The sequence below is a fragment of the Sphingopyxis chilensis genome (assembly GCF_035930445.1).
GTDB classification, from domain to species: Bacteria; Pseudomonadota; Alphaproteobacteria; order Sphingomonadales; family Sphingomonadaceae; genus Sphingopyxis; species Sphingopyxis chilensis.
Window position 1 is genome coordinate 3,282,595 of the sequence record NZ_CP142394.1, and the last position, 22,360, is coordinate 3,304,954.

General features: G+C 65.8%; 23 protein-coding genes and 1 pseudogene. 10 read left to right on the forward strand and 14 right to left on the reverse strand.

Annotated elements, in window-relative coordinates:
* Window positions 1-75: 75 nt before the first annotated feature.
* Both VSX79_RS15330 and VSX79_RS15335 read right to left on the reverse strand, forming a co-directional pair.
* Window positions 76-828, reverse strand: coding sequence for an alpha/beta fold hydrolase (locus VSX79_RS15330; protein ID WP_179493915.1), 753 nt, complete (start codon window positions 826-828; stop codon window positions 76-78).
* Window positions 829-872: 44 nt separating this feature from the next.
* Entirely contained in the window at window positions 873-1,520 is a 648-nt protein-coding gene (locus VSX79_RS15335) for a 2-hydroxychromene-2-carboxylate isomerase (RefSeq protein ID WP_179493913.1), read from the reverse strand.
* A 126-nt stretch (window positions 1,521-1,646) separates the two neighbouring features.
* Here VSX79_RS15335 and VSX79_RS15340 point away from each other — a divergent pair, with 126 nt between their 5' ends.
* The 4 genes from VSX79_RS15340 to VSX79_RS15355 all read left to right on the forward strand — a co-directional run bounded on the left by VSX79_RS15340 (window position 1,647) and on the right by VSX79_RS15355 (window position 5,621).
* On the forward strand, window positions 1,647-2,093 hold the full coding sequence (locus VSX79_RS15340; RefSeq protein ID WP_179493911.1) for a MarR family winged helix-turn-helix transcriptional regulator: 447 nt from the start codon (window positions 1,647-1,649) through the stop codon (window positions 2,091-2,093).
* Complete coding sequence (locus tag VSX79_RS15345; RefSeq protein ID WP_179493909.1) at window positions 2,093-3,193, forward strand: HlyD family secretion protein; 1,101 nt, start codon at window positions 2,093-2,095, stop codon at window positions 3,191-3,193. Before VSX79_RS15340 ends, VSX79_RS15345 begins: the two co-directional genes overlap by 1 nt.
* Before the next feature lie 6 nt (window positions 3,194-3,199).
* Window positions 3,200-4,789, forward strand: a complete 1,590-nt coding sequence (locus VSX79_RS15350) for a DHA2 family efflux MFS transporter permease subunit (protein WP_179493907.1) — start codon at window positions 3,200-3,202, stop codon at window positions 4,787-4,789.
* 163 nt (window positions 4,790-4,952) lie between these two features.
* Window positions 4,953-5,621, forward strand: coding sequence for a helix-turn-helix domain-containing protein (locus tag VSX79_RS15355; protein WP_179493905.1), 669 nt, complete (start codon window positions 4,953-4,955; stop codon window positions 5,619-5,621).
* Window positions 5,622-5,673: 52 nt separating this feature from the next.
* Here VSX79_RS15355 and VSX79_RS15360 read toward each other — a convergent pair whose 3' ends face one another.
* The 8 genes from VSX79_RS15360 to VSX79_RS15395 all read right to left on the reverse strand — a co-directional run bounded on the left by VSX79_RS15360 (window position 5,674) and on the right by VSX79_RS15395 (window position 11,752).
* On the reverse strand, window positions 5,674-6,285 hold the full coding sequence (locus VSX79_RS15360) for a hypothetical protein (protein WP_179493903.1): 612 nt from the start codon (window positions 6,283-6,285) through the stop codon (window positions 5,674-5,676).
* Between the two features lie 2 nt (window positions 6,286-6,287).
* Window positions 6,288-6,911, reverse strand: coding sequence for a DUF2238 domain-containing protein (locus VSX79_RS15365; protein ID WP_326913783.1), 624 nt, complete (start codon window positions 6,909-6,911; stop codon window positions 6,288-6,290).
* 143 nt (window positions 6,912-7,054) lie between these two features.
* Window positions 7,055-7,834: a dimethylarginine dimethylaminohydrolase family protein gene (locus VSX79_RS15370; protein ID WP_326913784.1), complete on the reverse strand. Its 780-nt coding sequence runs from the start codon at window positions 7,832-7,834 to the stop codon at window positions 7,055-7,057.
* Window positions 7,835-7,939: 105 nt separating this feature from the next.
* Complete coding sequence (locus VSX79_RS15375) at window positions 7,940-8,965, reverse strand: aspartate-semialdehyde dehydrogenase (RefSeq protein ID WP_179493897.1); 1,026 nt, start codon at window positions 8,963-8,965, stop codon at window positions 7,940-7,942.
* 39 nt (window positions 8,966-9,004) lie between these two features.
* Window positions 9,005-9,616 (reverse strand): DUF1287 domain-containing protein, encoded by a 612-nt coding sequence (locus VSX79_RS15380; RefSeq protein ID WP_326913785.1) that lies wholly within the window; start codon window positions 9,614-9,616, stop codon window positions 9,005-9,007.
* Between the two features lie 98 nt (window positions 9,617-9,714).
* Window positions 9,715-10,092: a 50S ribosomal protein L19 gene (rplS, locus tag VSX79_RS15385; protein WP_058816170.1), complete on the reverse strand. Its 378-nt coding sequence runs from the start codon at window positions 10,090-10,092 to the stop codon at window positions 9,715-9,717.
* A gap of 5 nt (window positions 10,093-10,097) precedes the next feature.
* A complete protein-coding gene (gene trmD / locus VSX79_RS15390) occupies window positions 10,098-10,835 on the reverse strand; it encodes a tRNA (guanosine(37)-N1)-methyltransferase TrmD (protein ID WP_326913786.1) in 738 nt (245 codons plus the stop codon).
* Window positions 10,832-11,752 carry a LysR substrate-binding domain-containing protein gene (locus tag VSX79_RS15395; RefSeq protein ID WP_326913787.1) on the reverse strand — a complete coding sequence of 307 codons (921 nt, stop codon included), beginning with the start codon at window positions 11,750-11,752 and terminating at the stop codon, window positions 10,832-10,834. Before VSX79_RS15395 ends, trmD begins: the two co-directional genes overlap by 4 nt.
* A gap of 99 nt (window positions 11,753-11,851) precedes the next feature.
* Here VSX79_RS15395 and VSX79_RS15400 point away from each other — a divergent pair, with 99 nt between their 5' ends.
* Complete coding sequence (locus tag VSX79_RS15400; protein WP_179493888.1) at window positions 11,852-12,052, forward strand: hypothetical protein; 201 nt, start codon at window positions 11,852-11,854, stop codon at window positions 12,050-12,052.
* Between the two features lie 89 nt (window positions 12,053-12,141).
* On the opposite strand, the gene VSX79_RS15405 is transcribed toward VSX79_RS15400, so the two are convergent.
* From VSX79_RS15405 to ffh, 4 genes and pseudogenes are all read right to left on the reverse strand, one after another.
* Window positions 12,142-13,659, reverse strand: a complete 1,518-nt coding sequence (locus VSX79_RS15405; RefSeq protein ID WP_326913788.1) for a serine hydrolase domain-containing protein — start codon at window positions 13,657-13,659, stop codon at window positions 12,142-12,144.
* Window positions 13,660-13,768: 109 nt separating this feature from the next.
* The gene (gene rimM, locus VSX79_RS15410) at window positions 13,769-14,278 is read right to left on the reverse strand and encodes a ribosome maturation factor RimM (RefSeq protein ID WP_179493884.1); all 510 of its coding nucleotides are present in this window, start codon (window positions 14,276-14,278) and stop codon (window positions 13,769-13,771) included.
* A 222-nt stretch (window positions 14,279-14,500) separates the two neighbouring features.
* Window positions 14,501-14,953: pseudogene (gene rpsP, locus VSX79_RS15415) on the reverse strand (30S ribosomal protein S16); the annotation flags it as partial.
* Between the two features lie 41 nt (window positions 14,954-14,994).
* The gene (gene ffh, locus VSX79_RS15420; protein ID WP_326913789.1) at window positions 14,995-16,443 is read right to left on the reverse strand and encodes a signal recognition particle protein; all 1,449 of its coding nucleotides are present in this window, start codon (window positions 16,441-16,443) and stop codon (window positions 14,995-14,997) included.
* A 270-nt stretch (window positions 16,444-16,713) separates the two neighbouring features.
* On the opposite strand from ffh, the gene VSX79_RS15425 reads away from it, so the two are divergent.
* From VSX79_RS15425 to VSX79_RS15445, 5 genes are all read left to right on the forward strand, one after another.
* Window positions 16,714-18,357 (forward strand): putative bifunctional diguanylate cyclase/phosphodiesterase, encoded by a 1,644-nt coding sequence (locus tag VSX79_RS15425; RefSeq protein WP_179493878.1) that lies wholly within the window; start codon window positions 16,714-16,716, stop codon window positions 18,355-18,357.
* Between the two features lie 232 nt (window positions 18,358-18,589).
* On the forward strand, window positions 18,590-19,396 hold the full coding sequence (gene dapF / locus VSX79_RS15430) for a diaminopimelate epimerase (protein ID WP_179493876.1): 807 nt from the start codon (window positions 18,590-18,592) through the stop codon (window positions 19,394-19,396).
* Window positions 19,393-20,709: a MiaB/RimO family radical SAM methylthiotransferase gene (locus tag VSX79_RS15435; protein WP_326913790.1), complete on the forward strand. Its 1,317-nt coding sequence runs from the start codon at window positions 19,393-19,395 to the stop codon at window positions 20,707-20,709. Before dapF ends, VSX79_RS15435 begins: the two co-directional genes overlap by 4 nt.
* On the forward strand, window positions 20,706-21,632 hold the full coding sequence (gene ftsY, locus VSX79_RS15440) for a signal recognition particle-docking protein FtsY (protein WP_179493872.1): 927 nt from the start codon (window positions 20,706-20,708) through the stop codon (window positions 21,630-21,632). Before VSX79_RS15435 ends, ftsY begins: the two co-directional genes overlap by 4 nt.
* The gene (locus VSX79_RS15445) at window positions 21,629-22,318 is read left to right on the forward strand and encodes an inner membrane-spanning protein YciB (RefSeq protein ID WP_326913791.1); all 690 of its coding nucleotides are present in this window, start codon (window positions 21,629-21,631) and stop codon (window positions 22,316-22,318) included. The genes ftsY and VSX79_RS15445 overlap by 4 nt, the downstream gene beginning before the upstream one ends.
* Window positions 22,319-22,360: the final 42 nt, after the last annotated feature.

The following is a 22,360-nucleotide window of genomic DNA, read 5'->3' on the forward strand; positions in this document are numbered from 1 at the left end:
GGGTGCGTCCTCTGGATTGTTCTGACAGCGCTCTCTGGCGCGATGCGGGCAGCTTGGCGCGCGTCGGGCGCAGGGTCAAGCCGTCAGGAAAGCCGCGATCGCCTCGCCCAGCGCGGGCTCGGTCACGCTCGACATATGCGTCCCCGGAATTGTCGCGAGCCGCGCGTCGGGCAGCACCGCGACCAGTTCTTCGGCCGAACCATTGTCCCGGTCCTGCTCGCCGCTGACGACAAGCGTCGGCATCGTCAGCGCCGCGAGCATGTCGGGGGTCGTGTCGGTGAAACTGTCGAGCAGGTGCCCCGCCGCGATGCGATCGACCTTCATCGTTTTCATGAACTGGATCGACAGCCAGGTATCGTCGCCGCGCTTCGCGCTTTCATATTCGGCGATCACGCGCTTGAAGAAGCGACCGCGCCGCTGCCAGCCCGCCAGCCCCGCGAGCCCCATCCCGCCGAGGATCAGCCCGCGCGGCCTCATCCCCGCAACGACCGCGCGCGCGCTCGTCCGTGCCCCGAGCGAGAAGCCGCCAAGGTCGAAATCGCCAAGGCCAAGATGCGCGACCAGATCTTCCAGATCATGCACCAGCACGTCGGGTGGATAAAATTCCTCCTCGTGCGGCGCATCGCTCGACCCATGGACGCGCAGGTCGGGCATGATCACGCGATAGCCTTCGGCGGCGACGCGCGCCGCGGTGCCGAACTTGATCCAGTTGACCTCGGCGTTCGAGAAGAGCCCGTGGAGCAGGATGATGGGTGCGCCGTCGCCGGTCTCGCGCCACGCCAGCCGCACGCCGTCGCGCGCTTCGAAAAATCGGGGTTCGCTCGTCATGCGCCGCGCTATGCCCGCTTCGCGCCCGGTTCGGCAAGCACCGATCAGCGGGGACGCAACCCCTTTTGCTCCATCCGCCACTTCGCCATTTCGATCCGGTCCTGCCCGAAAAAGGGTTCGCCATCGACGACCAGCGTCGGCACGCCCCAATGACCCGCGATTTCGAGCGCGACCTGGTTGGCGGCGATTTCGGTGTCGAGCGCCTCGGCTTCGCTCGCGGCCTCGGCGTCGAGTTCGGCGAGGTCGAGTCCGGCGCGTTTCGCCGCTCCCGCCAGATGCTCGCCCAGATGCCAGTCCTGCGCGCCGCCCCAGATCAGCTGCCCGACCTCATGCGCGAATGCGACGCCCTTGCCGCGCCGCGCCGCCGCCTGCCCCATGCGCGTCAGGCGATAGATATAGGGCTGCTCGGCCGCGATCTCGCGCGTCATGATGTTCTGGACGATCGGGTCGGGGCGCGGCGGGCCAAAGGGGATGCCGTGGAACTGCGCAACGCGGATCATGTCGCGCATCGTATAGCTCAGCCAGTTGGGATGGTTGCGCTCGAAGAAATCGGGTTGGCGCACCGCGAGCGGATAGACGGGACGCAGGTTGATCGTCACGTCATGGCTCGCGGCGAGCGCGCGATAGCGACCGATCGCCAGATAGCTGTACGGCGAGCGAAAGGACCAGAAAAGGTCGGCGGTAAAAGTCATCCCCACATCCTGCCCAAAAACATGCCCCACGCAAGCAGTGTAAAGAAAATTTACACCATATTCGAGACTGTTGGCAATCCCGCACCGCTGTTGAATATAATAGCAATTGCTATTATATCTTATGACATGAGTGAAACGATCGGATTCCTGCTGAATGACACCGCGCGCCTGTTCCGGCGCGCGTTCAACGCGCGCACCAAGGAAAGCGGGATCACGGCGCTGCAATGGCGGCTGATCACTTACCTCAAACGCCACGAGGGTATCCACCAGGGTCCGCTTGCCGAACTGATCGAGGTCGAGCCGATCACCCTGTCGCGGATGATCGATCGACTGGTCGAGGCCGAGCTGGTCGAACGCCGCGCCGATCCCGCCGACCGCCGCGCGTGGCAGCTCTACCTTACGCCGCGCGCCGCCGAATTGCTGAACGGCGTTCGCGCCACCGCCGATGCGCTGACCGCCGAAGCAGTCGAGGGGCTCTCCGCTGCCGAGACCGTTCAGCTTGCCGACCTTGTCGAACGCGTTCGCGCCAATCTCTCCCGCCGCATCTGCCAAAAAGAAAAAGAGACAATTTGATGGATCAGCTCTCGCCATCCCGGCCCAAAGCCGAAAATGCCGCGTCGCCCAAGGCCGCACCCAAGGCCGATCCCCTGCCCGCGCCGGCGCCCGCGTCGGAAGCCGCCCCCAAGGCGAGCTGGCGCACGCGCCTGTTGATGTTCGGCCTGCCCGCATTGCTGGTCGCAGGCGGGGCCGTCTGGTGGCTGACGAGCGGCGGATCGGTGTCGACCGACAATGCCTATGTCCAGATGGACAAGGTGTCGGTCGCCGCCGAAGTCGGCGGGCGGATCACCGAGGTCGCGGTGCGCGACGGCCAGCAGGTCGCGAAGGGCCAGCTGCTGTTCCGCATCGACGGCGAACCCTATGCGCTCAGCGTCGCGCAGGCGACCGCGGCGATCGACGCCGCCAAGGTCGAGGTTGGCAATCTGTCGGCGAGCGCGAACACGTCGAGCATCGACATCGCCGCGGCGCGCGAAGACGTCAAATTCGCCGAAGTCACCTTCCAGCGTCAGGCGGCATTGATGGAAAAGGGCTTCACGACCAAGGCAGCTTATGACGCGGCGCGCCACGCGCTGAGCCAAGCCCGCGAAAGCGTCCGCCAGGCCGAAGCCGCCGCCGCCGAAGCGCGCACCAAGCTCGCCGGCGGCCCCTCCAGCGGGATCAACCCGCAGGTCGAAGCGGCGCGCGTCCAGCGCTCGCAGGCCGAGGTCAACCTTAGCCGCACCACCGTCCGCGCCCCGAGCGCCGGCCGGATCGCGCAGTCGGACCGGTTGCAGGTCGGACAGATGATGGTCGCCGGGCTTCCCGCAGTGACGCTCGTCGACACCGCGCATCCGTGGGTCGAGGCCAATTTCAAGGAAACCGACCTCGCCGACATGCGCGTCGGTCAGCGCGCCGAGATCAGCTTCGACGCCTATCCGGGGCTAAAGGTGCGCGGCCATGTGCTGACGATCGGCGCAGGCACCGGCAGCGAATTTTCGGTGCTCCCCGCACAGAATGCCACGGGGAACTGGGTCAAGGTGACGCAGCGCGTGCCGGTGCGGATCGCTTTCGACGAAAAGCCCGCGCGCGACATGATCGCCGGCCTGTCGGCCGACGTCCGGGTGTTTACGAAGTAAGGCCCCGTGGCGAGCAACGCCCTCCCCCGCCGGCCGGCCGCCGCGGCACTCCCTGACGACGAGTCTATCCCGCTGCACGAACGCGTGCGCTATCGCGGGCTGCTGACCGTCGCGGTGATGGGCGCCTCGATCATGCAGATCCTCGACACGACGATCGCCAACGTCGCGATCCCGCATATGCAGTCGGCGCTCGGCGCGACCAGCGAGACGGTGACCTGGGTGCTGACCAGCTATATCCTCGCGTCGGCGATCGCGATGCCGATCACCGGCTGGCTCGCCGACCGTATCGGGCGGCGCGAACTGTTCCTCGGCGCGGTCGCGGGCTTCATCGTCGCGTCGATGGCGTGCGGCGCGGCGCAAACGCTCGAACAGATGGTCGCCTTCCGCTTTATGCAGGGGATTTTCGCGGCCTTCATCGGGCCGCTGTCGCAGTCGGTGATGCTCGACATCAACCCGCCCGAGCGCCACGCGCGCGCGATGTCGATCTGGGGCATGGGAATCATGATCGGGCCGATCCTGGGCCCCGTGCTCGGCGGCTGGCTGACCGAGAGCGTCAACTGGCGCTGGGTCTTCTATGTCAACCTGCCGGTCGGTCTCGTCACGCTTGCGATGATGTGGGCGCTGCTCCCCTCCACCAGGCGAAACAATCGCCGCTTCGACCTGTTCGGCTTCTCGATGCTCGCGCTCGGGCTCGCATCGCTCCAGTTGATGCTCGATCGCGGCGCGCATCTCGACTGGTTCGACAGCCTCGAAATCTGGATCGAACTGGGGGTCGCGATCGCCTGTATGTGGATGTTCCTGATCCATATGGTCACCGCGCGCGCGCCCCTGTTCAACCGCACGATGCTCGCCGACCGCAACCTCGTCACCGCGATGGGCTTCATGGTCGTGATCGGCGTCGTGATGTTCGCGTCGATGGCGCTCCTACCGCCGATGCTGCAGAATCTGTTCGGCTGGCCGGTGATCGACACCGGGATCGTCCTCGCGCTGCGCGGGGTCGGCATCTTGATGAGCATGTGGGTTGCGGGGCAATTGCTGGGCAGGATCGACGCGCGCTGGCTGGTCGGGACGGGCCTGCTGATCGCCGCTTACTCGCTTTGGCAGATGAGCCACTGGTCGCTCGCAATGGGGATGCAGCCGGTGATCGTCAGCGGGCTGGTGCAGGGACTCGGCATGGGCCTGATCTTCATTCCGCTGAATACCATGGCGTTCGCGACGATCGCGCCGCAGCACCGCACCGACGGGTCGAGCCTGCTCAATCTCTTGCGCAGCATCGGCGCCTCGGTCGGCATTTCGGTGGTCACCACTCTGCTCGGCGCCAATATCCAGACTAGTCATGAGGATCTGGCGGCACATGTCACCAACAGCTCGGTCGGCCTGCTCGACCCCTCGACCGCCGACCGCTTCGGCATCGCGGGCGATACGGCGATGGCGATGGTCAACGCCGAGATCAACCGGCAGGCGGCGATGGTCGCCTATATCGACGATTTCTGGTTGATGATGTGGGTCACGCTGGCGTCGGTGCCACTGGTGCTGCTGCTCCGCCCGCCGAAGCCGGGCGGGCCGAAGGCGTCGGCGGCGGATATGGGCCATTAGCCGTGACTACGGCGGGCATCGGCGGTGTCGCTTACGACCGTCCCGACTGAAAACCGGCCGCCGCGACAGCCCCCTGCCGCGCTGATGCGGCATTCGGGGCCCGCGCCCATCTTTCCTAGTCCTCGCTAACGATCTTTTAACAAGCTCGCCCCAACAAATCCTTATGGCCATTTCCGGATATTTTCTTCCCTTGGTACCCGGCGCTGACAGGCGGCAAGACGGACGCCGAAAACTTAGCCTCCTCGCCAAGGGCGCGCGGCATGACGGCACGGGAATCGATGTCCGAATCCATAATATATCGGGATCGGGCTTGCTGTTCGAAAGCGACATCAAGCTCGCGACCGGCGACAGAATCGAAATCGAGCTTCCGCATGCTGGCGACATAACGGCCATCGTCATCTGGGCCAGCGGACGGCATTTCGGCTGCCGATTCGAAGGCCCTGTATCGCGTGCAACGCTGAGTGCCGTGGAACTGAAGAGCGTCACCGACACGGCGCCCGCCGTTCAAAAAGAAAACACCGAATCGACGAACGGCGAATCTTTTGGCGATCGCCTGCAGCGACTTCGCATCGAAGCGAAGCTTGAGCGGGCCGAGGTTGCCAAACGCATGCGCGTCGGCGCGGCTTCGGTTCTGGGCTGGGAAAAGGGCCGGGCCCGCCCGAAGCCTAACCGGATGGCGGCGCTTGCGAAGATACTCGGCGTCGAGACCTCCGACCTGCTAGGCGAGGCCACGCCCGAGGGGATGCAGGACCTGATCGACCGCGGCCGCGAACAGATCGCACGCGCCATCGGCATAAGCGCCGACAGAATCCGGATCATTGTCGAATTTTAACGGCGGATGTCCGGCAACATACCGAATAGTTCGGCAGCGATCCGTCCTGCCGTCAGCGGAAGAAACAGTTGGTGCCCGCGAACAGCGCGTCGATCTTCGCCGCATCTCCGGGGGCGGCGAACATGCCGCCGATGACATTGTCGCCGGTGCCGATGCTGAATTCCTCGCCCAGGGTGCTGTCCTCGAGATCGACGATCGTCACCGATTCGGATGCCTTGGCACGGGTCGTGCCGATGCCGATCCCGCTCATCGTCGAATAGGTCGCGGCGCCCGGTTCGTTGCCCAGAAACCAGCCGGCGAATTTGCCGTCCTGGAAATTGAGCGTCATCGCGTCGTAGCGGGTGAATTCCATCGTCCCCGCGCCGCATTCGGCGTTGGTGCTGCGGTCGTCTTCCTTGCCCGCGACATTGGCGAGTGCGGCCTCCGCCTGCGCGCGCGGGACGCCGAAGGCGAGCAGGCTGGTCTTGCCGCTGGTCTGGTCGACGAAGCGCAATCCCTCGCCGTCGAGGCTGACGGCGGTGGTTGCCGCGTTCGGGCCATCGGCCTTTGCCTCGGGCACCCGCGGCGCCACCGGCACGGCGTCGGCCTCGGCCGGCGCCTTGTCAGCGGCGGGTTTGCACGCGGCGAGCACGCCGATCATCGCGAGAATTATGAACTTGCGCATGTCTATCTCCTGTCGCGGTGCGGGATCGCGAGCACCAATATCGCACCCAGCGCCGCAAGCGCCATATCCTTTTGCGCGTCCCAAATGTCGCCCTGCTGGCCATTATAGCGGTCGGCGGTCTCGCCCGCCGCGACGATGGTGAGCAGCCATTCGAAGACTTCGTAAAGCGCCGAGACGGCGAGCACCCATCCGAGCACGGTGAGCGTCGCACCGCGCGGGCCGAGACCGCCCCAGCGCCGCGCGCTTTCGGCAACCGGGATCGCCGAAAGCGCGCCGAAGGCGAAATGAACGAGACGGTCATAATGGTTGCGCGTCCAGCCGAAGGCGTCGGAGAGGCCGGTGCCCGTCACCGCCCGGGCCCAATCGTCATAGGGCACATTGCTGTAGGCATAGCGGCCGCCAAGCGTGTGGAGCGCCATGAACGCCACAATGCACGCGACCGAAGCGGTCGACAGCGGCCAGCGGCGCAGCAGCCAGGGCGAGGCGACGATCAGCAGCATCGTCGGGATATGCTGGAGGAGCGCGATCTCGGGATTGGGCTGGTCGATCTGCGCGAGGAGGAGCAGCGCGAGGAGCAGGCCGAGAAGGCGTTTTTGCGTTTTGGAATGCCGCGAGCTCCCCGTCATCGACCGAAATCCGTCGAAGCGGAAGTGGCGGAAAACTGCCTAACTTCACTCGCGAATGCATGTATCGGGCAGAAGGCCGGGGCTGGCATCATACCGACGACCTAATGCAGCAAGACATTGTAGGACAGCGATTTTCGAAGCCTTTACCAGCGCAGCGACATGCAGCTGAGCCCTGCGTCGATATGCGCGATCTGCTCGGTCGGGAGCGTGCGGATCGCGATACCGCGCGCAGCGAGCAAGGCGTGCGTCGCGGGCCAGCGGTCGCCGATGAGGACGGTATCGCCGATGCGCAGGATGTTCGCCGCGGGCTCTTCGCCGGGCGGGGTCGTCACGACCTCCAGCCCGGCGAACTCCGGGCAGTCCGCGAGTGCGGGGACGGCGAGGATCGTGCCTTGATCGATCAAGCCGCAGCCGGTCTTGAAGTGGAGCACGCCGGGCGGCGTTTCGGCGATCTGCGCCGGGTAGCCAAGCTGGCCAAGCAGGGCGGCGAGTTCCTCGGCGCCGGTGCGGTCGGTGCGCGCGGAGAGGCCGATGATCACGCGGTCGGCGAGACGCAAAATGTCGCCGCCGTCGGCATAGCCGGGGCCAGTCATTTCGAGGAGGCGGCTGTGCCGTGCCGCGAGCGGTTCGCGAATATGATCCACCTCGCCCGCGCGGCTCGGCGCGCCGGGGCGGAGCAGGATCGCGCCCTCGGGAAAAGTCAGCGCGACATCCTCGGTGAAGAATGCGTCGGGAAAGTCATCGAGCGGTTCGAGGACTTCGACCGCAAGCCCGAGGTCGCGGAGCGTCGCGACATAGGCCTCATGCTCGGCGACGAGGCCGTAGAAATCGGGATCGGGGCCGCCGTCGGCGCGGATGCCCTTGACCGCCGAAGGGGCAGGGGCGCGGCATAGGGCGTGGGTGAAGGCATAGGGACTGGTCATCTGCCCCTCCTATCCGTTCGCATCGAGCGAAGTCGAGATGCCGTGAGGGGCGTACATCGACGATCGGTGTCTCGACTGCGCTCGACACGAACGGAATTCCCTGGGTCAGCCCTTCTTCAGATGCCGGCGGCCGAGCAGTTCGGCGATCTGCACCGCGTTCAGCGCCGCGCCCTTGCGGAGGTTGTCGGAAACGCACCACAGGTTGAGGCCGTTATCGATCGTCGGATCCTCGCGCACGCGCGACACGAAGGTCGCGAAATCGCCGACGCATTCGACAGGGGTGATGTAACCGCCGTCCTCGCGCTTGTCGTGGAGCACGACGCCCGGCGCCTCGCGCAGGATGCGCTGGGCATCCTCGGCCGACAGCTCATTTTCCATCTCGACGTTGATCGCCTCCGAATGGCCGACGAACACCGGCACGCGGACGCAGGTCGCGGTGACCTTGATCTTGGGATCGAGGATCTTCTTCGTCTCGACGACCATCTTCCATTCCTCCTTGGTCGAACCATCGTCGAGGAACTTGTCGATGTGCGGGATGACGTTGAAGGCGATCTGCTTGGTGAACTTCTGCACGTCCTTTTCGTCGCCGACGAAGATCTGGCGCGTCTGGTTCCAGAGCTCGTCCATGCCCGCCTTGCCCGCGCCCGACACCGACTGATAGGTCGAGACGACGACGCGCTTGATCTTGGCGGCATCGTGGAGCGGCTTCAGCGCGACGACCATCTGCGCGGTCGAGCAATTGGGGTTTGCGATGATGTTGCGCTTTTTATAGCCGTCGATCGCCTCGGGGTTTACCTCGGGCACGATCAGCGGCACGTCGGGGTCCATGCGATAGAGCGACGAGTTGTCGATCACGACGCAGCCCGCTGCGGCGGCTTTCGGCGCGTGAATCGCGGTCGCGTCGCTGCCGATCGCGAAAATCGCCATGTCCCAGCCGGCCCAGTCGAAATTGTCGATGTTCTGGCATTTCGCGGTGCGGCCGGTGTCACCGATTTCGATGTCGAGTCCCTGGCTGCGCGACGAGGCAACGACCGCCAGTTCGTCGATCGGGAATTCGCGCTCGGCGAGAATGGCGAGCACTTCGCGCCCGACATTGCCCGTGGCTCCGGCGACAACGATACGATAACCCATTAACTCACTCCTCAGTGCAAATATTCGGTTGAAACTTTATCAGACCTTCCAGCGGAAATGGCCGGTCAGCGGGTGGTCGAACAGCGCATCCTCCTCGCGCGTGCCCGCGCCGATATTGTGAAGGACGAGCGGCACGCCGGTGGTGTCCTTGCGGTCGGACACGATGCCGGTGTGGGGCATCCGCCCGTCGACCATCTGGGTAAAGATGTCGCCCGGCCGCCAGTCGGCGGGATCGTCGGTGACGGGCAGTGAAGCCCCCTGCCGCCGCCAATAGGTCACAAGATTGGGCACACGGCGATGGTCGATATTGCGATCGGGGCGCCCCAGCCCCCAATTCTTCGGATAGGCCCCGAAATTGGTACGCATGTCGGCATTTACAAGGGCCTGCAGATCGACGCCCAGCGCGTCGCGGAAGGCACGGATCACGACATCGGTGCACACACCTTTTGCGCGCTCGACGTCACCGTTCGGGAAACGGAGGACGCTGTAGGCGGGGTCATAACGCAGCGTCACACCGACCTGGCGCCGCGCCGCGCGGACAAGGCGCTGCGAGTTGGTGAGCGCCATCGCCTCGCCCGACACACCGAAAGCAAGCACCGCGCCCAGAAAGGCGCGCCGCGTCGGCTGAAACGGGAAGACGGACTTCTGCATCAAATTCGCTTTGCCCAAAAGAAAACGACCGGCTCTGCCTGTTGGCGGAACCGGTCGTTTTTGAAAGCTGTTTCGGCTTTGGGTGAGAGAAGCTCTCCTTAGCCTTCGCCGGCTTCCGACCGGTAATCGCGGCGCTCCGCAATACGTGCCGATTTACCAGTGCGGCCGCGAAGATAGTAAAGCTTCGCACGACGCACGGCGCCCTTGCGGATGACGGTAATGCTGTCGATGTTGGGCGAATAGAGCGGGAACACGCGCTCGACACCTTCGCCGAACGACATCTTGCGCACGGTGAAGTTGGAGCCCATGCCCTTGTTCGAGCGTGCGATGCACACGCCTTCGAAATTCTGGACGCGGGTGCGTTCGCCTTCGACCACCTTCACGCCGACTTTCAGCGTGTCGCCGGGGCGGAAGGTCGGAATGGTCTTTGCCGCTTTGGCAATTTCTTCGGCTTCGATCGTCTGGATGAGGTTCATGTCCTCTAGTCCTCTTCTTTTCGCCGCGCGCCAGAGGCAGGTCGGTCCCGAGCATCGACATGACGCTCCCAAAGGTCCGGCCTGCGTAACCGTGTATGATCTTGTGCCTGTTGTTTCCGCCAGGCCGCGATCTTCGCATGATCCCCCGATCGCAGCACTTCGGGGATCGTGCGCCCTTCCCATTCTACGGGTCGGGTATAGTGCGGATACTCGAGCAAACCGTTTTCGAACGATTCGTCGTCCCCGCTTGAAGCCGCGCCCATTACGCCGGGAATCAGCCGAATGCAAGCGTCGAGCAGCAGGAGCGCGCCCATCTCGCCGCCCGACAGGATGATATCGCCCATCGAGATTTGCTCGATCGGGCGCGCGTCGAAGATCCGCTCGTCGAATCCCTCGAACCGGCCGCAGAGGATGATCGCGCCGGGCCCTGCCGCCAGTTCGCGTATCCGGGCCTGCGTGATCGGCGCGCCGCGGGGCGTCATGGCAAGGATCGGCAGGTCAGGATGCGCCGCCGCCGCATGGTCGATCGCGGCCCCGAGGACATCGGCCTTGAGCACCATTCCCGCGCCGCCGCCCGCGGGCGTATCGTCGACGGTGCGGTGCTTGTCGGTCGCGAAATCGCGGATCTGTACCGGCGCGCAGGCCCAAGTCCCGCTTTCCAGCGCGCGCCCCGCCATGCTGTGCCCGAGCGGGCCGGGGAACATGTCGGGATAGAGCGTCAGGGGGACGGCGGTGAAGGTCATGGCAGCGGCTCCCATAGCGCCTCGGGGAGCAGGTGGCGATCCTTGGCGAGCTCGGCGTGCAGCCATTCGCGGAAGCGTTCGATCTTGCGCACCCCGACGCGGTTGTCGCGGTGGACGAGCCACATGGCGAAGTCAGAGACGTGGAGCGTGTCGAACGGCTGGACCATGCGCCCGCTCGCGAGTTCGACGTGCCAGAACAGCGGCGTCAACATCGCGACGCCGAAACCCGCCTGCACCGCGCTCGCTTCCTGAAGCTGGCTGTCGAGTTCGATCCCCCGGCGCGAGGGCGCCGGCGGGGTCGCGACCCCGGCGGCGGCGAACCAGTCGGCCCACCAGCTGTCGTTCGGCGCCAGCCGCTGAACGCGCAGCAGGTCGGCGGGCTCGCTGATGCCATGCTTCTCGATGAACGCGGGCGAAGCGAGCGGCGCGACATTCTGGCGCATCAGGAAGTCGCTGCGCAGTCCCGGCCACGGCCCCTTCCCGATCCGGATCGCGACGTCGACGTTCGAGGCGTCGAAATCGATCAGCTGGTTGCTCATCGACATGCGGACCGCGAGTTCGGGGTAGAGGAGCTGGAAGCTGCCGATGCGCGCGCTGAGCCAGGTGCCGCCGAAACTCGTCACCGCGTTGATCGTCAGCACATCGGCCTCGTCGCTTGTGAGCGCGGCGAAGGCGTCACCCATCGCGGCGAAGGCGCCCGAGATCGCGGGGAGCAGCCGCTGGCCCGTTTCGGAAAGGCGCACACGCCCCTTCTCGCGCACGAAGAGCGCGCGGCCGAGCCGGTCCTCCAATTGACGGACCTGATAGCTGACCGCCGCCTGCGTCATCCCGAGCTCTTCGGCGGCGCGTGAGAAATTCTCGAGGCGCCCGGCGGCTTCAAAGGTTCGTACCGCGGCAAGGGGAGGCAGCTTGGGCATGCTACCTTATAAGCATAGCTTATATAGTGGTCTACGCCTTTTGTTGGCGGCGGGGTGCGGAAAGGCGCATCTGGGCTGCACCAGCGAAGGAGACTTACGATGCAAGACGAGCATTTCATGCGCGGCTGGAACGAAGGTCACAACCGTTTCAGCGCAGATATCACCCGTGCCATCAAATGGCTGACCGAACCCTTCCGCCGCCTGGGCGAATATATGGGCCCGGCGAACGCGCCCGGCGTGGACGTGTTCTTCACCCGTCGCGCCCGCAGCGGCGCGCGTTCGCGGCGACGCGGGCATTAGGATTCCCTGCCCCCTCTCAAAGGTCCAGGGCTGAACGGGGCGGAGCGATCCCTTGCAAAGGCTCCGCCCCGTTCAAGGTCCGATCCAGACTATCGCGCTTCGGGCGGCACGACGCGAAAGCGCAGCGCCTGAACCGTCGGCGGGGTCGTCGGCGCGAGCAGCAAGATCCCGTCGAGCTTGCCTTTCGCGCAATCGAGCCGAAAGGCGGTCGACATCGCGCCGATCGGCGCGAGCGGCTCGTCGGCCGGGCATTCGCCGACCTCCTCCTTCAGCTCCGCAAGTTCGGCCGTCCAATTGTCGGCCGAGCGGTCCATCAGGAAATTCATCGCGAGCTTGCCTTCTAGCGGACCGAGATTTCCCGCGGCATAAGCGGCTTTTGCCGCCGCATAAGCCTCCGCCACGGCGGGCGACACCGGCACGGCGCGCGTTTCGAGCAACCCAGCCTTGCCCATCGCGACCGCCGCGTCCCACGCGGGCGCCGAAGGTCCGGCATATGTGCGGTTCGCCATTGCGAAGACGCCGACGCCATGATCCGGCATCAGCATCACATGGCTGCCATAGCCCGGATAGCCGCCGCCGTGCGCGAGCGTCAGCCCGAGGTCGCAGTCCTGCGCGACGCGCCAGCCCATGCCATAGGCGGCCGCCTGCTTGCACGCGGTGGCGCCGCTCGCGCCGATCCGGTTGGTCACGGACACGAAATTGAGACCCTGCGCGATTTCGCGCACCGTCGCGCGCTTGACCGGGCCGGTATCCGCGTCATCGCGCGCGGGCCAGGCCGACAGCAGGAAGGCGACCCATTTGGCATAGTCGTTGGCGCTGACCTGCAGCCCGCCCATGCTGTTGAACGCGCCATCGGCCATTTCGGGCTCGGGCGACCAGCGATCATTTTCCCAGCGATAGCCGAGCGCATAGTGCACTTTGGGCGCTTTCGGCGCGTCGAAGCCGCTCGCCGTCATGCCGAGCGGGGTCAGGATCGTCTGACGGACATAGTCGGCATAGGCCATGCCCGAGGCATTGGCGACGACGCGGCCGAGTAGCGCATAGCCGAAGTTGGAATATTCGTGAGCCGACTGCGGCGCACGGCTGAAGGGCATGCCCGCGGCGACCATTTTCGTGAATTCGGCCTGCGGCAAGACCTGCTGCCGGTCGCCCCACGGATCGTCGGTGACGAAGCCGCCGACATGCTGGAGGAGGTCACGTATACGGATGCGCGGGCTGTCCTTCGTCGGATAGGTCCAGCCTTTCATTTCGGGGATATGCTGTTCGGCGAGATCGTCGAGGCGAAGCTTGCCGTCGTCGCGCAGCTTGAGGATCGACAGCGCGGTGAACGCCTTGGTCATCGAGGCGATGCGGAAGAGGCTGTCGGGGGTGACCGCGCGCTCGTCGGTGATATTCTGGACGCCGATGCCCTTCACATAGGCGAGCTTCCCGTCCTTGACGACGCCGTAGACCATACCGGGGATATGTTGATCGGTCCGATATTTCGCGAAGAGCGCGTCGATTTCGGGTGCGAGCTGGTCGAGAGTTTCGGGCGCGGGGTCTTGTGCGACGGCCGGGAACGGCGCCGCTACCGCGATGGCCAGAAGAATAGCAATTTTTGAGCGCATCCAAACCTCCGTTCGTGCTGAGCTTGTCGAAGCACAGTCCTTCCCCGACATAGAAAGGAAGAGCGGCCCTTCGACAAGCTCAGGGCGAACGGACTTTTAGGGCGAGCGGTTACTCGACGAACGCCGCGTTCACGGTGACGCCGTCGTCGGTCCACGCCGGTACCGCCTGCGCAGTCATCGGCACCATGAAGCGCACGGGCTTTTTGCCGGGCTCGGCCGACTTCTCGATTTCGAGGATGTCGCCCGCGCCGAAATTCTCGACCGCGGCGACATGGCCGATGGCTTGGCCGTCGGTCGACACGCACGGCAGCCCGAGCAGGTCGTGATGATAATATTCGCCCTCGCCCAAGGGCGGCAGTGCCGAGCGCGGGACGGTGAGCAAGGTGCCGCGCAGCGCCTCGGCGCCGCTGCGGTCGGTAACCTCGGCAAAGGTCGCGACCGCGCCCTGATTGGCGGGGCGCACCGACTTCAGGGTCAGCTTGCGCCCCCCTGCCTCAAAAACGGAAAAGGCGCGGAGAGCCTCCGCGCCTTCGCCGAACAATTTGAGACGCACCTCGCCCCGCACCCCATGCGCGCCGGCGATGGCGGCGAGGGTGACGGGGCGATTCGCGTCGGCCAAGGCTTAGCCTTCGGCCTTTTCTTCGCCAGCTTCTTCAGCAGGCGCGTCTTCGGCGTCGGGAGCCACCGGGCCGCCTTCGGCGACTTCCTCGGCGATCGCGGTCGCGTCTTCGGCGGTCGCATCGGCCGGGGTTTCGTCGGCGACGGCTTCGGCAACCGCTTCGGCGGTGTCTTCGCTCTTCACCGAACCGGTTGCGTCCGATTCAGCGGCGGCAGGAGCAGCGGCTTCTTCGGCCACGACGTCTTCAGCGGCAGCTTCTTCAGCCGGAGCCGCTTCTTCAGCAGCTTCGGGTTCCGGCGCCGGAGCGGCGGCAGCAGCGGCTGCGGCTTCTTCGGCTTCAGCCAGCTTCGCGGCCTTCTCTTCGGCGCGTTCCTTGGCCTTTTCGCCCGGGACCGCCTTGTTCGGGTTGTTGCGCGCGGCGCGTTCCTTGATGCCCGCGGCATCGAGGAAGCGGGCGACGCGGTCGCTCGGCTGCGCGCCGACCGAGAGCCAGTGCTTCGCGCGCTCGGTGTCGAGCTTCACGCGCTCGGGGCTGTCCTTGGCGAGCAGCGGGTTGTAGCTGCCGATACGCTCGATGAAGCGGCCGTCGCGCGGGCTGCGCGAATCGGCAACGACGATCTTGTAATAGGGACGCTTTTTAGAACCGCCGCGAGCGAGGCGAATGGAGGTAGCCATGATATTTTCCTTCAGAGTTTAACGTTTAAAGTCGGGTCAGATTATTTCTTTTTATTCATCAAATTAGCGAGCTCGGGCGGGATCGACCCGCCTCCACCGAGACCGGGGAGGCCACCACCGCCGCCCATTCCGCCCATTCCGGGGATGCCGCCGCCCTTGCCGAACAGCGCGCCAAGGCCCTTGAGCCCGCCCATCTTGCGGATCTTCTTCATCGCGCTGGACATTTCCTGGTGCATTTTCAGCACCTTGTTGACCTGCTGCACCGTGGTGCCCGATCCGTTGGCGATGCGGATCTTGCGTTTCGCGGTCAGAATTTCGGGCTTCGCGCGCTCCTTGGGGGTCATCGACCCCATGATCGCGTCGAAATGAACGAGCGTCTTGTCGTCGGCGCCGCTCTGCGCCGCGGCGACCTGCGCCTTTTTGAGGCCCGGGATCATCCCCGCGAGCGCACCGAGGCCGCCCATGCGGCGCATCTGGTTGAGCTGCGTGCGAAGATCGTTGAGGTCGAACTGGCCCTTGGCCATCTTCGCCGCCATCGCCTCGGCCTCTTCGGCCTGGATCGTTTCGGCGGCGCGCTCGACAAGGCTGACGACGTCGCCCATGCCGAGGATGCGGCCCGCGATACGCGACGGCTGGAACAGCTCGAGCCCGTCGAGTTTCTCGCCCGTGCCCGCGAACTTGATCGGCTTGCCGGTGACCGCGCGCATCGAGAGCGCGGCACCACCGCGCGCGTCACCGTCCATGCGGGTGAGGACGACGCCGGTGAGCGGCACCTGATCGGTGAAGCGCTGCGCGACCTGCACCGCGTCCTGACCGGTCAGGCTGTCGACGACGAGCAGGGTTTCGGCGGGATTGGCGGTGCGCGACACCGCCTGCATCTCGTCCATCAGCTGCTGGTCGACGTGGAGGCGGCCCGCGGTGTCGAGCATCAGCACGTCATAGCCCTGGAGCTTCGCGGCCTGCAGCGCGCGCTGCGCGATCTCGACCGGCTGCTGGCCGGCGACGATCGGGAGGGTCGCGACGTCGATCTGGGTGCCGAGGACGGCGAGCTGTTCCTGCGCGGCGGGGCGATTGACGTCGAGCGACGCCATCAGCACCTTCTTGCGCTCTTTTTCCTTGAGCCGCTTCGCGATCTTCGCGGTCGTCGTCGTCTTGCCCGAGCCCTGCAGGCCGACCATCATGATCACCGCGGGCGGGGTGACGGCAAGGTCGAGTTCGGCGGTTTCGGAGCCGAGCATTTCGGTCAGCGCATCGCTGACGATCTTGACGACCTGTTGCCCCGGGGTGACCGAACGCAGGACATTGGCGCCGATCGCGAGGTCCGTGACCTGATCGATAAAGCTGCGCACGACGGGCAGGGCGACGTCGGCTTCGAGCAAGGCGATTCGCACTTCGCGCATCGCGGCGCGCACGTCGGCCTCGGTCAGCGCACCGCGACCGCGGAGCTTCCCGAAAACATCGCCAAGCCGATTGCTCAGACTATCGAACACAGCCAAAATCCTTGCCTACGACGCCCGCAACGCAAAACACGCCGGTGAGCGAAACCTCGCCAACCAGCGGTATCCGTGGACAGTGTTTCCGTCGCGGATGTCGTGTCTGCCCGAACGCAAAATGCGCGCGGACGCGGCGGCCTTTACGCAAAAGCGGCGTCGAAGGCAAGCCGCGGCCGCCATACGCGCGCGAACGACACGGCGGTGGCACACTTAACCCAAATTTCACCGCTTCGCTCCATAAAGCCCGCAAGGGTGGGACAAATTCATATGACATCGACGCCGAAGCAATTCGACCGCAGTGAGGGCGCCAAACGCGACATCATCGCCGGCGGCATCGTCGTCGCAGCGATCCTGCTCTTCGTTGGCACGGGCAGCACCGTGATGCAGGCGGCGGTTCGCGCGCTGATCGGCATCGGCGGCGGGCCCGATCGCGCGCTCGCCACGGCGCTCGTGCTCAACATCGCGCTGATCCTGTTCGGCTGGCGCCGCTACAAGGATCTCAACCGCGAAATCATCGAACGCACCGAAGCCGAACAGCGCGCGCGCTACCTTGCCGACACCGATCCGCTGACCGGCTTCCTCAACCGCCGCGCGCTGCTCGCGACGGGACAGCGGCAGATCGCAAGCGCGATCGCCGAAAAGCGCCATGTGGCGCTGTTCCTGCTCGATCTCGATCATTTCAAGACGGTCAACGACATTCACGGTCACGCTGCGGGCGATCGCGTATTGCAGGTCGCCGCCGAACGCATCTCCGCCGTCTTGCCGCCCAATGCGACCAAGGCGCGGCTCGGCGGCGACGAATTCGTCGCGATGCTCGCCTTCGAACCCTCGGCACGCGCCGATATCGATGCGCTGGCCGCCGAACTCGTCATGGCGCTCGACAATGTTGTCGCGCATGACGCGCAGCAGATCCGGGTCGGGGCGTCGCTCGGCATATCGCTCGCCCATGAGGCGAGCATGACGATGGAAACGATGGTCCGCCAGGCCGACATCGCCATGTATCATTGCAAGGACGAGGGCCGGAACCGCTTTTGCTGGTTCGAGACCGGCATGGAGATGGCGGTGCAGGTTCGCAACCAGATCGAAACGGGCATTCGCGACGGCATGCCGCGCGGCGAGTTCGTCCCGCATTTCGAGCCGCAGGTCGATATCGCCAGCGGGCGGCTGATCGGCTTCGAGATGCTGATGCGCTGGGAATCGCCCGAATATGGCATGATCCCGCCCGAACGCTTCATCCCCGTGGCCGAGGAAAGCGGCCTGATCGGCGAATTGTCGTTGAAGGTGATCCGCGAAGCGATGGAGATCGCCAAGCGCTGGGACCCGTCGCTCATGCTTGCGGTCAATATCTCGCCGCAGCAGCTGAAGGATCCGTGGTTCAGCCAGAAGCTGACCAAGCTGCTCGTCGAAACGGGCTTCCCGGCCGCGCAGCTCGAGGTCGAGATCACCGAAAGCTCGCTGTTCGAGAATCTGCCGCTGGTGCGTTCGATCGTCACCAGCCTCAAGAATCAGGGCGTATCGCTCAGCCTCGACGATTTCGGCACCGGCTACAGCTCGCTGTCGCACCTCCGCGCGCTGCCCTTCGACCGGATCAAGATAGACCGCAGCTTCATCGCCGCGATGCGTGGCAGCCCCGATGCCCAAGCCATCGTCGTCGCGATCGTGCGGCTGGGCGAGAGCCTGGCGATGCCGATCACCGCCGAAGGCGTCGAGGATGAGGCGACCGCGATCGAACTGACGCGGCTCGGTTGCTCGAAAGGCCAAGGCTGGTATTTCGGCCGCGCCTCTTCGGCGGCCGACACCGAACGGCTGCTGGCCGACCGCGGCCTGCTCCGCGCGCCGATGGTGCCGCCCCTGGGGCCGGACACGCGCTCCGACACCAGCGACGCCGAACCGCTGCGCAAGTCGGCGTAACCCTCTTCCTTCCCCTCGATGGGGGAAGCAGCGAGACTTGCCAGCTTGCTGGCTTGGTCGCAGCGATGGGGGTGCGCCCTCGTCCTGAAGCGGCGGCGCGCGGACGCGCCGTCACCCCCATCCAGCTCCGCCCAATCGCTTCGCGATAAGGCTGCATATCCTTCCTCCATCAGGGGGAAGGCCCATATGGCTCGCTAGACTTCGCGGCCGCGCGCCCTTACATGCGCGGACTATGGCAGACCGCTTCACCAAGATGCACGGCCTGGGCAACGACTTTGTCGTGATCGACGCGCGCGCGCAGCCCGTCGAAATGACGCCGGCGCGCGCGCACGCGATCGCCGATCGCCGCCACGGCATCGGGTGCGACCAGCTGATCCTGCTCGAACCGTCGGCGAGCGCCGACGTAAAGATGCGCATCTTCAACGCCGATGGCGGCGAGGTCGAGGCGTGCGGCAATGCGACGCGCTGTGTCGCGACACTGATCGGCAAGCCCGCGGTGATCGAGACGCTGGGCGGCATGCTGCGCGTCACCCCGGCCGATGGCGGCGCCGAAGTCACGCTGGGCGAGCCCGTGTTCGACTGGGAGCATATCCCGCTCGCGATGCCGATGGACACGCGCGACATGCCCGTCGCGTGGGACGAACTGGAGCATGGCGCCGCGGTCAATGTCGGCAATCCGCATATCGTCTTTTTCGTGCCCGAAGCGGACGCCGTCGCGCTGGACGAATTGGGCCCGCGGATCGAGACCGACCCGCTGTTTCCCGAGCGCGTCAACGTCAATGTCGCGAGCCTCGACGGCGAGAATCAGTTGCAGCTGCGCGTGTGGGAACGCGGCGTCGGGCTGACGCAGGCCTGTGGGACCGGCGCGTGCGCGACCGCGGTCGCGGCGATCCGAGCGGGGCTGGTCCAGTCGCCGGTGACGGTATCGCTGCCCGGCGGCGACCTCGTGATCCGCTGGGCGCCGGGCGCGCCGATCGTGATGAGCGGCGCCGCGACGCGCGTCTATGAGGGCGAGACCGACTGGGCGCAGTTCGGATGAGCGCTTTCCTCGTCGACCGGCAGGAGGTCGTCAATTTCGGTTGCCGGCTGAACATCGCCGAGGGCGAGGCCATTCGGTCGGCCATCAAGGCCGCGGGTGCGCAGGGCACGATCGTCTTCAACAGCTGCGCGGTGACCGACGAGGCAGTGCGGCAGGCGCGGCAGGCGGTACGCCGCGCGCTGCGCGAGCGTCGGGGCGCCGAGGTCGTGGTGACCGGGTGCGCGGCGGAACTGGAAGCCGAGACTTTTGCCGAAATGGGGGCGCGGGTAGTGCGCAACGATGCCAAGGGGCTGACCGAGAGTTATCGTTCATCCTCTTCCCGGTTCCCCCGCGAAGGCGGGGGGCCATCTCCCGCCCGTGCCATTTCGAGCCCGCCGGAGATGGGTCCCCGCCTTCGCGGGGACACGGGATTTTCCTATACCCCCGCCCTCTCGGGCGCCGACCACGCCCGCGCGTTTCTCGGCGTCCAGACCGGCTGCTCGCACAGCTGCACCTTCTGCGCGACGGTGCTGGCACGCGGCACCGCACGGTCGGCGAGCGTCGATGCGGCGGTTGCATCCGCACAAACCGCGCTGACACGCGGGCAGCGCGAGATCATCCTGACCGGGGTGGATCTGGCGAGCTATGGCGACGACAGCGGCACGACGCTCGCCGCGCTGGTCGAGGCCTTGCTGGCGCTGCCGATCGAGCGCCTCCGCCTCTCGTCGCTCGACCCCCATCGCATCGACGACGCACTGTTCGCGCTGCTGACAGAGGAGCCGCGCGTGATGCCGCACGTCCACCTGTCGCTGCAGGCGGGCGACGATATGGTGCTGACACGGATGAAGCGCCGCCACCGCCGCGCCGACGCCGTCGCACTGATCGAGCGATTGAAGGCCGCGCGCCCCGACATCGCCATCGGCGCCGACCTGATCGCCGGCTTCCCCACCGAGGATGAGGCGATGTTCGCGAACTCGCTGGCGCTGATCGACGATTGCGACATCGTCTTCGGCCATATCTTTCCCTACAGCCCCCGCGCCGGGACGCCCGCCGCGCGGATGCCGCAGGTCGGGCGCGCGTTGGCGCGCGAGCGTGCCGCAATCCTGCGCGAGGCCAATGCGCGGCGGCGGCAGGACTGGCTCGATACGCAGATTGGCGGCACCGCATCGATGCTCGTCGAGCGCGACGGGGCGACGGGCCACGCCGAAAACTTCGCGTCGCTGGCGCTGACCGCACCCGCGGCGCCCGGCACCCTCATCGACGTGCGCCTGATCGCGCGCGACGGCGACCGCATGATCGCCACACCAATCGAAGCAAAGGATATCGCGGCATGACAGGCCAAAGCTGGAGCGAACGGCTGCTCGGCGGCTTTCGCCGCACCTCTGAACGGCTCGGCGAAAATCTCGCGGGGCTGACCGGCAAGGCGCGGCTGGATGAGGAGGATCTCGACCGGATCGAGGAAGCGCTGATCACCGCCGACCTCGGCCCCGCGACGGCCGCGCGCATCCGCGACCGCCTCGCCGCCCGCCGCGATGCGGTGGCAGGTGGAGTCGAGGAGCTGAGGAAGATCGTCGCCGACGAAATCGCCACGGTGCTGCGCCCCGTCGCCGAACCGCTCGACATCGACGCCTTTCCGCGACCGCAGGTCATCCTGGTGATCGGGGTCAACGGGTCGGGCAAGACCACGACGATCGCCAAGCTCGCGCACCTGTTCCAGGAACAGGATTATGGCGTGATGCTCGTCGCGGGCGACACCTTCCGCGCCGCCGCGATCGGGCAGCTCAAGGTCTGGGCCGAACGGCTCGGCGTGCCGATCATGGCGGGCCCCGAAGGCGGCGACAGCGCGGGCATCGTGTTCGATGCGGTGAAACAGGCGACCGCGACGGGGATCGACGTGCTGATCGTCGACACCGCCGGCCGCCTTCAGAACAAGCGCGAGCTGATGGACGAGCTTGCCAAGATCAAGCGCGTGCTCGGCCGCCTCAACCCCGCCGCGCCGCACGATGTCGTGCTCGTGCTCGACGCGACGACGGGGCAGAATGCGCTGGCGCAGATCGACGTGTTCCGCGAGGTCGCGGGCGTGACAGGCCTTGTCATGACCAAGCTCGACGGCACCGCGCGCGGCGGCGTGCTCGTGTCCGCGGCCGAGCGCCACGGGCTTCCGATCCACGCGATCGGCATCGGCGAAACCATCGACGACCTTCGCCCGTTCGATGCCGACGAGATTGCGGGCATCATTGCAGGAAATATCCGATGAGCGATCAGCTCGACCAGATCGACCAGCTTCCAGGCGGCCCTGAAACGGTCCCGCCGCCGCCGCCAGCGAAGCATGGCTGGCTCAACTTCGTGATCGATTTCGGGCCTTTGCTCGTCTTCTTCCTCGCCTATAAATTCGCTTCCGGAGGCGAAGGCGCGTTCGCCGCGACCACCGCCGCGATCAAGGGCACGATCGCCTTCATGGTCGCGATCATCATCGCGATGGCGGTGTCGAAATGGAAGCTCGGCAGGATTTCGCCGATGCTGTGGATGTCGAGCATCCTCGTCCTCGGCTTCGGCGCGCTCACCATCTGGTTCCACGATGAGCGCTTCATCGTGATGAAGCCGACGATCATCTATGGCACCTTTGCGGTGTTGTTGCTCGGCGGCTGGTGGTTCAAGCGGCCGATGCTCAAATATCTGCTCCAATCGGCGCTCGAAGGGCTCACCGACCGCGGCTGGCTGCTCTTGTCGCGCAACTGGGGTCTGTTCTTTGCGGCGCTCGGCATCGCCAACCACGTGATGTACGAGATGATCCAGGCGAAGCAGATGAGCTTCGACCTGTGGCTGACGATCAAGGTCTGGGGCGTCACCGCCCTCTCCTTCCTCTTTACCTTCAGTCAGGTCCCGGTGATGCTGAAGAACGGTCTCGCCGTTCCCGAAGAAGTCGCCAGCAACAAAAATTGATGCATTTCCCCCCCCGACTGGCATAGCTGCGTCACCGGCTCC

Excerpts from the sequence above, each read along its gene's own strand:
- VSX79_RS15380 (WP_326913785.1), bottom strand. The coding sequence starts at position 9,616 with ATGCAGAAGTCCGTCTTCCCGTTTCAGCCGACGCGGCGCGCCTTTCTG.
- VSX79_RS15360 (WP_179493903.1), bottom strand. The coding sequence starts at position 6,285 with ATGCGCAAGTTCATAATTCTCGCGATGATCGGCGTGCTCGCCGCGTGC.
- VSX79_RS15400 (WP_179493888.1), top strand. The coding sequence starts at position 11,852 with ATGCAAGACGAGCATTTCATGCGCGGCTGGAACGAAGGTCACAACCGT.
- VSX79_RS15435 (WP_326913790.1), top strand. The coding sequence starts at position 19,393 with ATGAGCGCTTTCCTCGTCGACCGGCAGGAGGTCGTCAATTTCGGTTGC.
- VSX79_RS15340 (WP_179493911.1), top strand. The coding sequence starts at position 1,647 with ATGAGTGAAACGATCGGATTCCTGCTGAATGACACCGCGCGCCTGTTC.
- VSX79_RS15425 (WP_179493878.1), top strand. The coding sequence starts at position 16,714 with ATGACATCGACGCCGAAGCAATTCGACCGCAGTGAGGGCGCCAAACGC.
- VSX79_RS15330 (WP_179493915.1), bottom strand. The coding sequence starts at position 828 with ATGACGAGCGAACCCCGATTTTTCGAAGCGCGCGACGGCGTGCGGCTG.
- VSX79_RS15405 (WP_326913788.1), bottom strand. The coding sequence starts at position 13,659 with ATGCGCTCAAAAATTGCTATTCTTCTGGCCATCGCGGTAGCGGCGCCG.
- VSX79_RS15335 (WP_179493913.1), bottom strand. The coding sequence starts at position 1,520 with ATGACTTTTACCGCCGACCTTTTCTGGTCCTTTCGCTCGCCGTACAGC.
- VSX79_RS15365 (WP_326913783.1), bottom strand. The coding sequence starts at position 6,911 with ATGACGGGGAGCTCGCGGCATTCCAAAACGCAAAAACGCCTTCTCGGC.
- rplS (WP_058816170.1), bottom strand. The coding sequence starts at position 10,092 with ATGAACCTCATCCAGACGATCGAAGCCGAAGAAATTGCCAAAGCGGCA.
- ftsY (WP_179493872.1), top strand. The coding sequence starts at position 20,706 with ATGACAGGCCAAAGCTGGAGCGAACGGCTGCTCGGCGGCTTTCGCCGC.
- VSX79_RS15355 (WP_179493905.1), top strand. The coding sequence starts at position 4,953 with ATGGCCATTTCCGGATATTTTCTTCCCTTGGTACCCGGCGCTGACAGG.
- VSX79_RS15375 (WP_179493897.1), bottom strand. The coding sequence starts at position 8,965 with ATGGGTTATCGTATCGTTGTCGCCGGAGCCACGGGCAATGTCGGGCGC.
- VSX79_RS15345 (WP_179493909.1), top strand. The coding sequence starts at position 2,093 with ATGGATCAGCTCTCGCCATCCCGGCCCAAAGCCGAAAATGCCGCGTCG.
- VSX79_RS15395 (WP_326913787.1), bottom strand. The coding sequence starts at position 11,752 with ATGCCCAAGCTGCCTCCCCTTGCCGCGGTACGAACCTTTGAAGCCGCC.
- trmD (WP_326913786.1), bottom strand. The coding sequence starts at position 10,835 with ATGACCTTCACCGCCGTCCCCCTGACGCTCTATCCCGACATGTTCCCC.
- VSX79_RS15370 (WP_326913784.1), bottom strand. The coding sequence starts at position 7,834 with ATGACCAGTCCCTATGCCTTCACCCACGCCCTATGCCGCGCCCCTGCC.
- dapF (WP_179493876.1), top strand. The coding sequence starts at position 18,590 with ATGGCAGACCGCTTCACCAAGATGCACGGCCTGGGCAACGACTTTGTC.
- VSX79_RS15445 (WP_326913791.1), top strand. The coding sequence starts at position 21,629 with ATGAGCGATCAGCTCGACCAGATCGACCAGCTTCCAGGCGGCCCTGAA.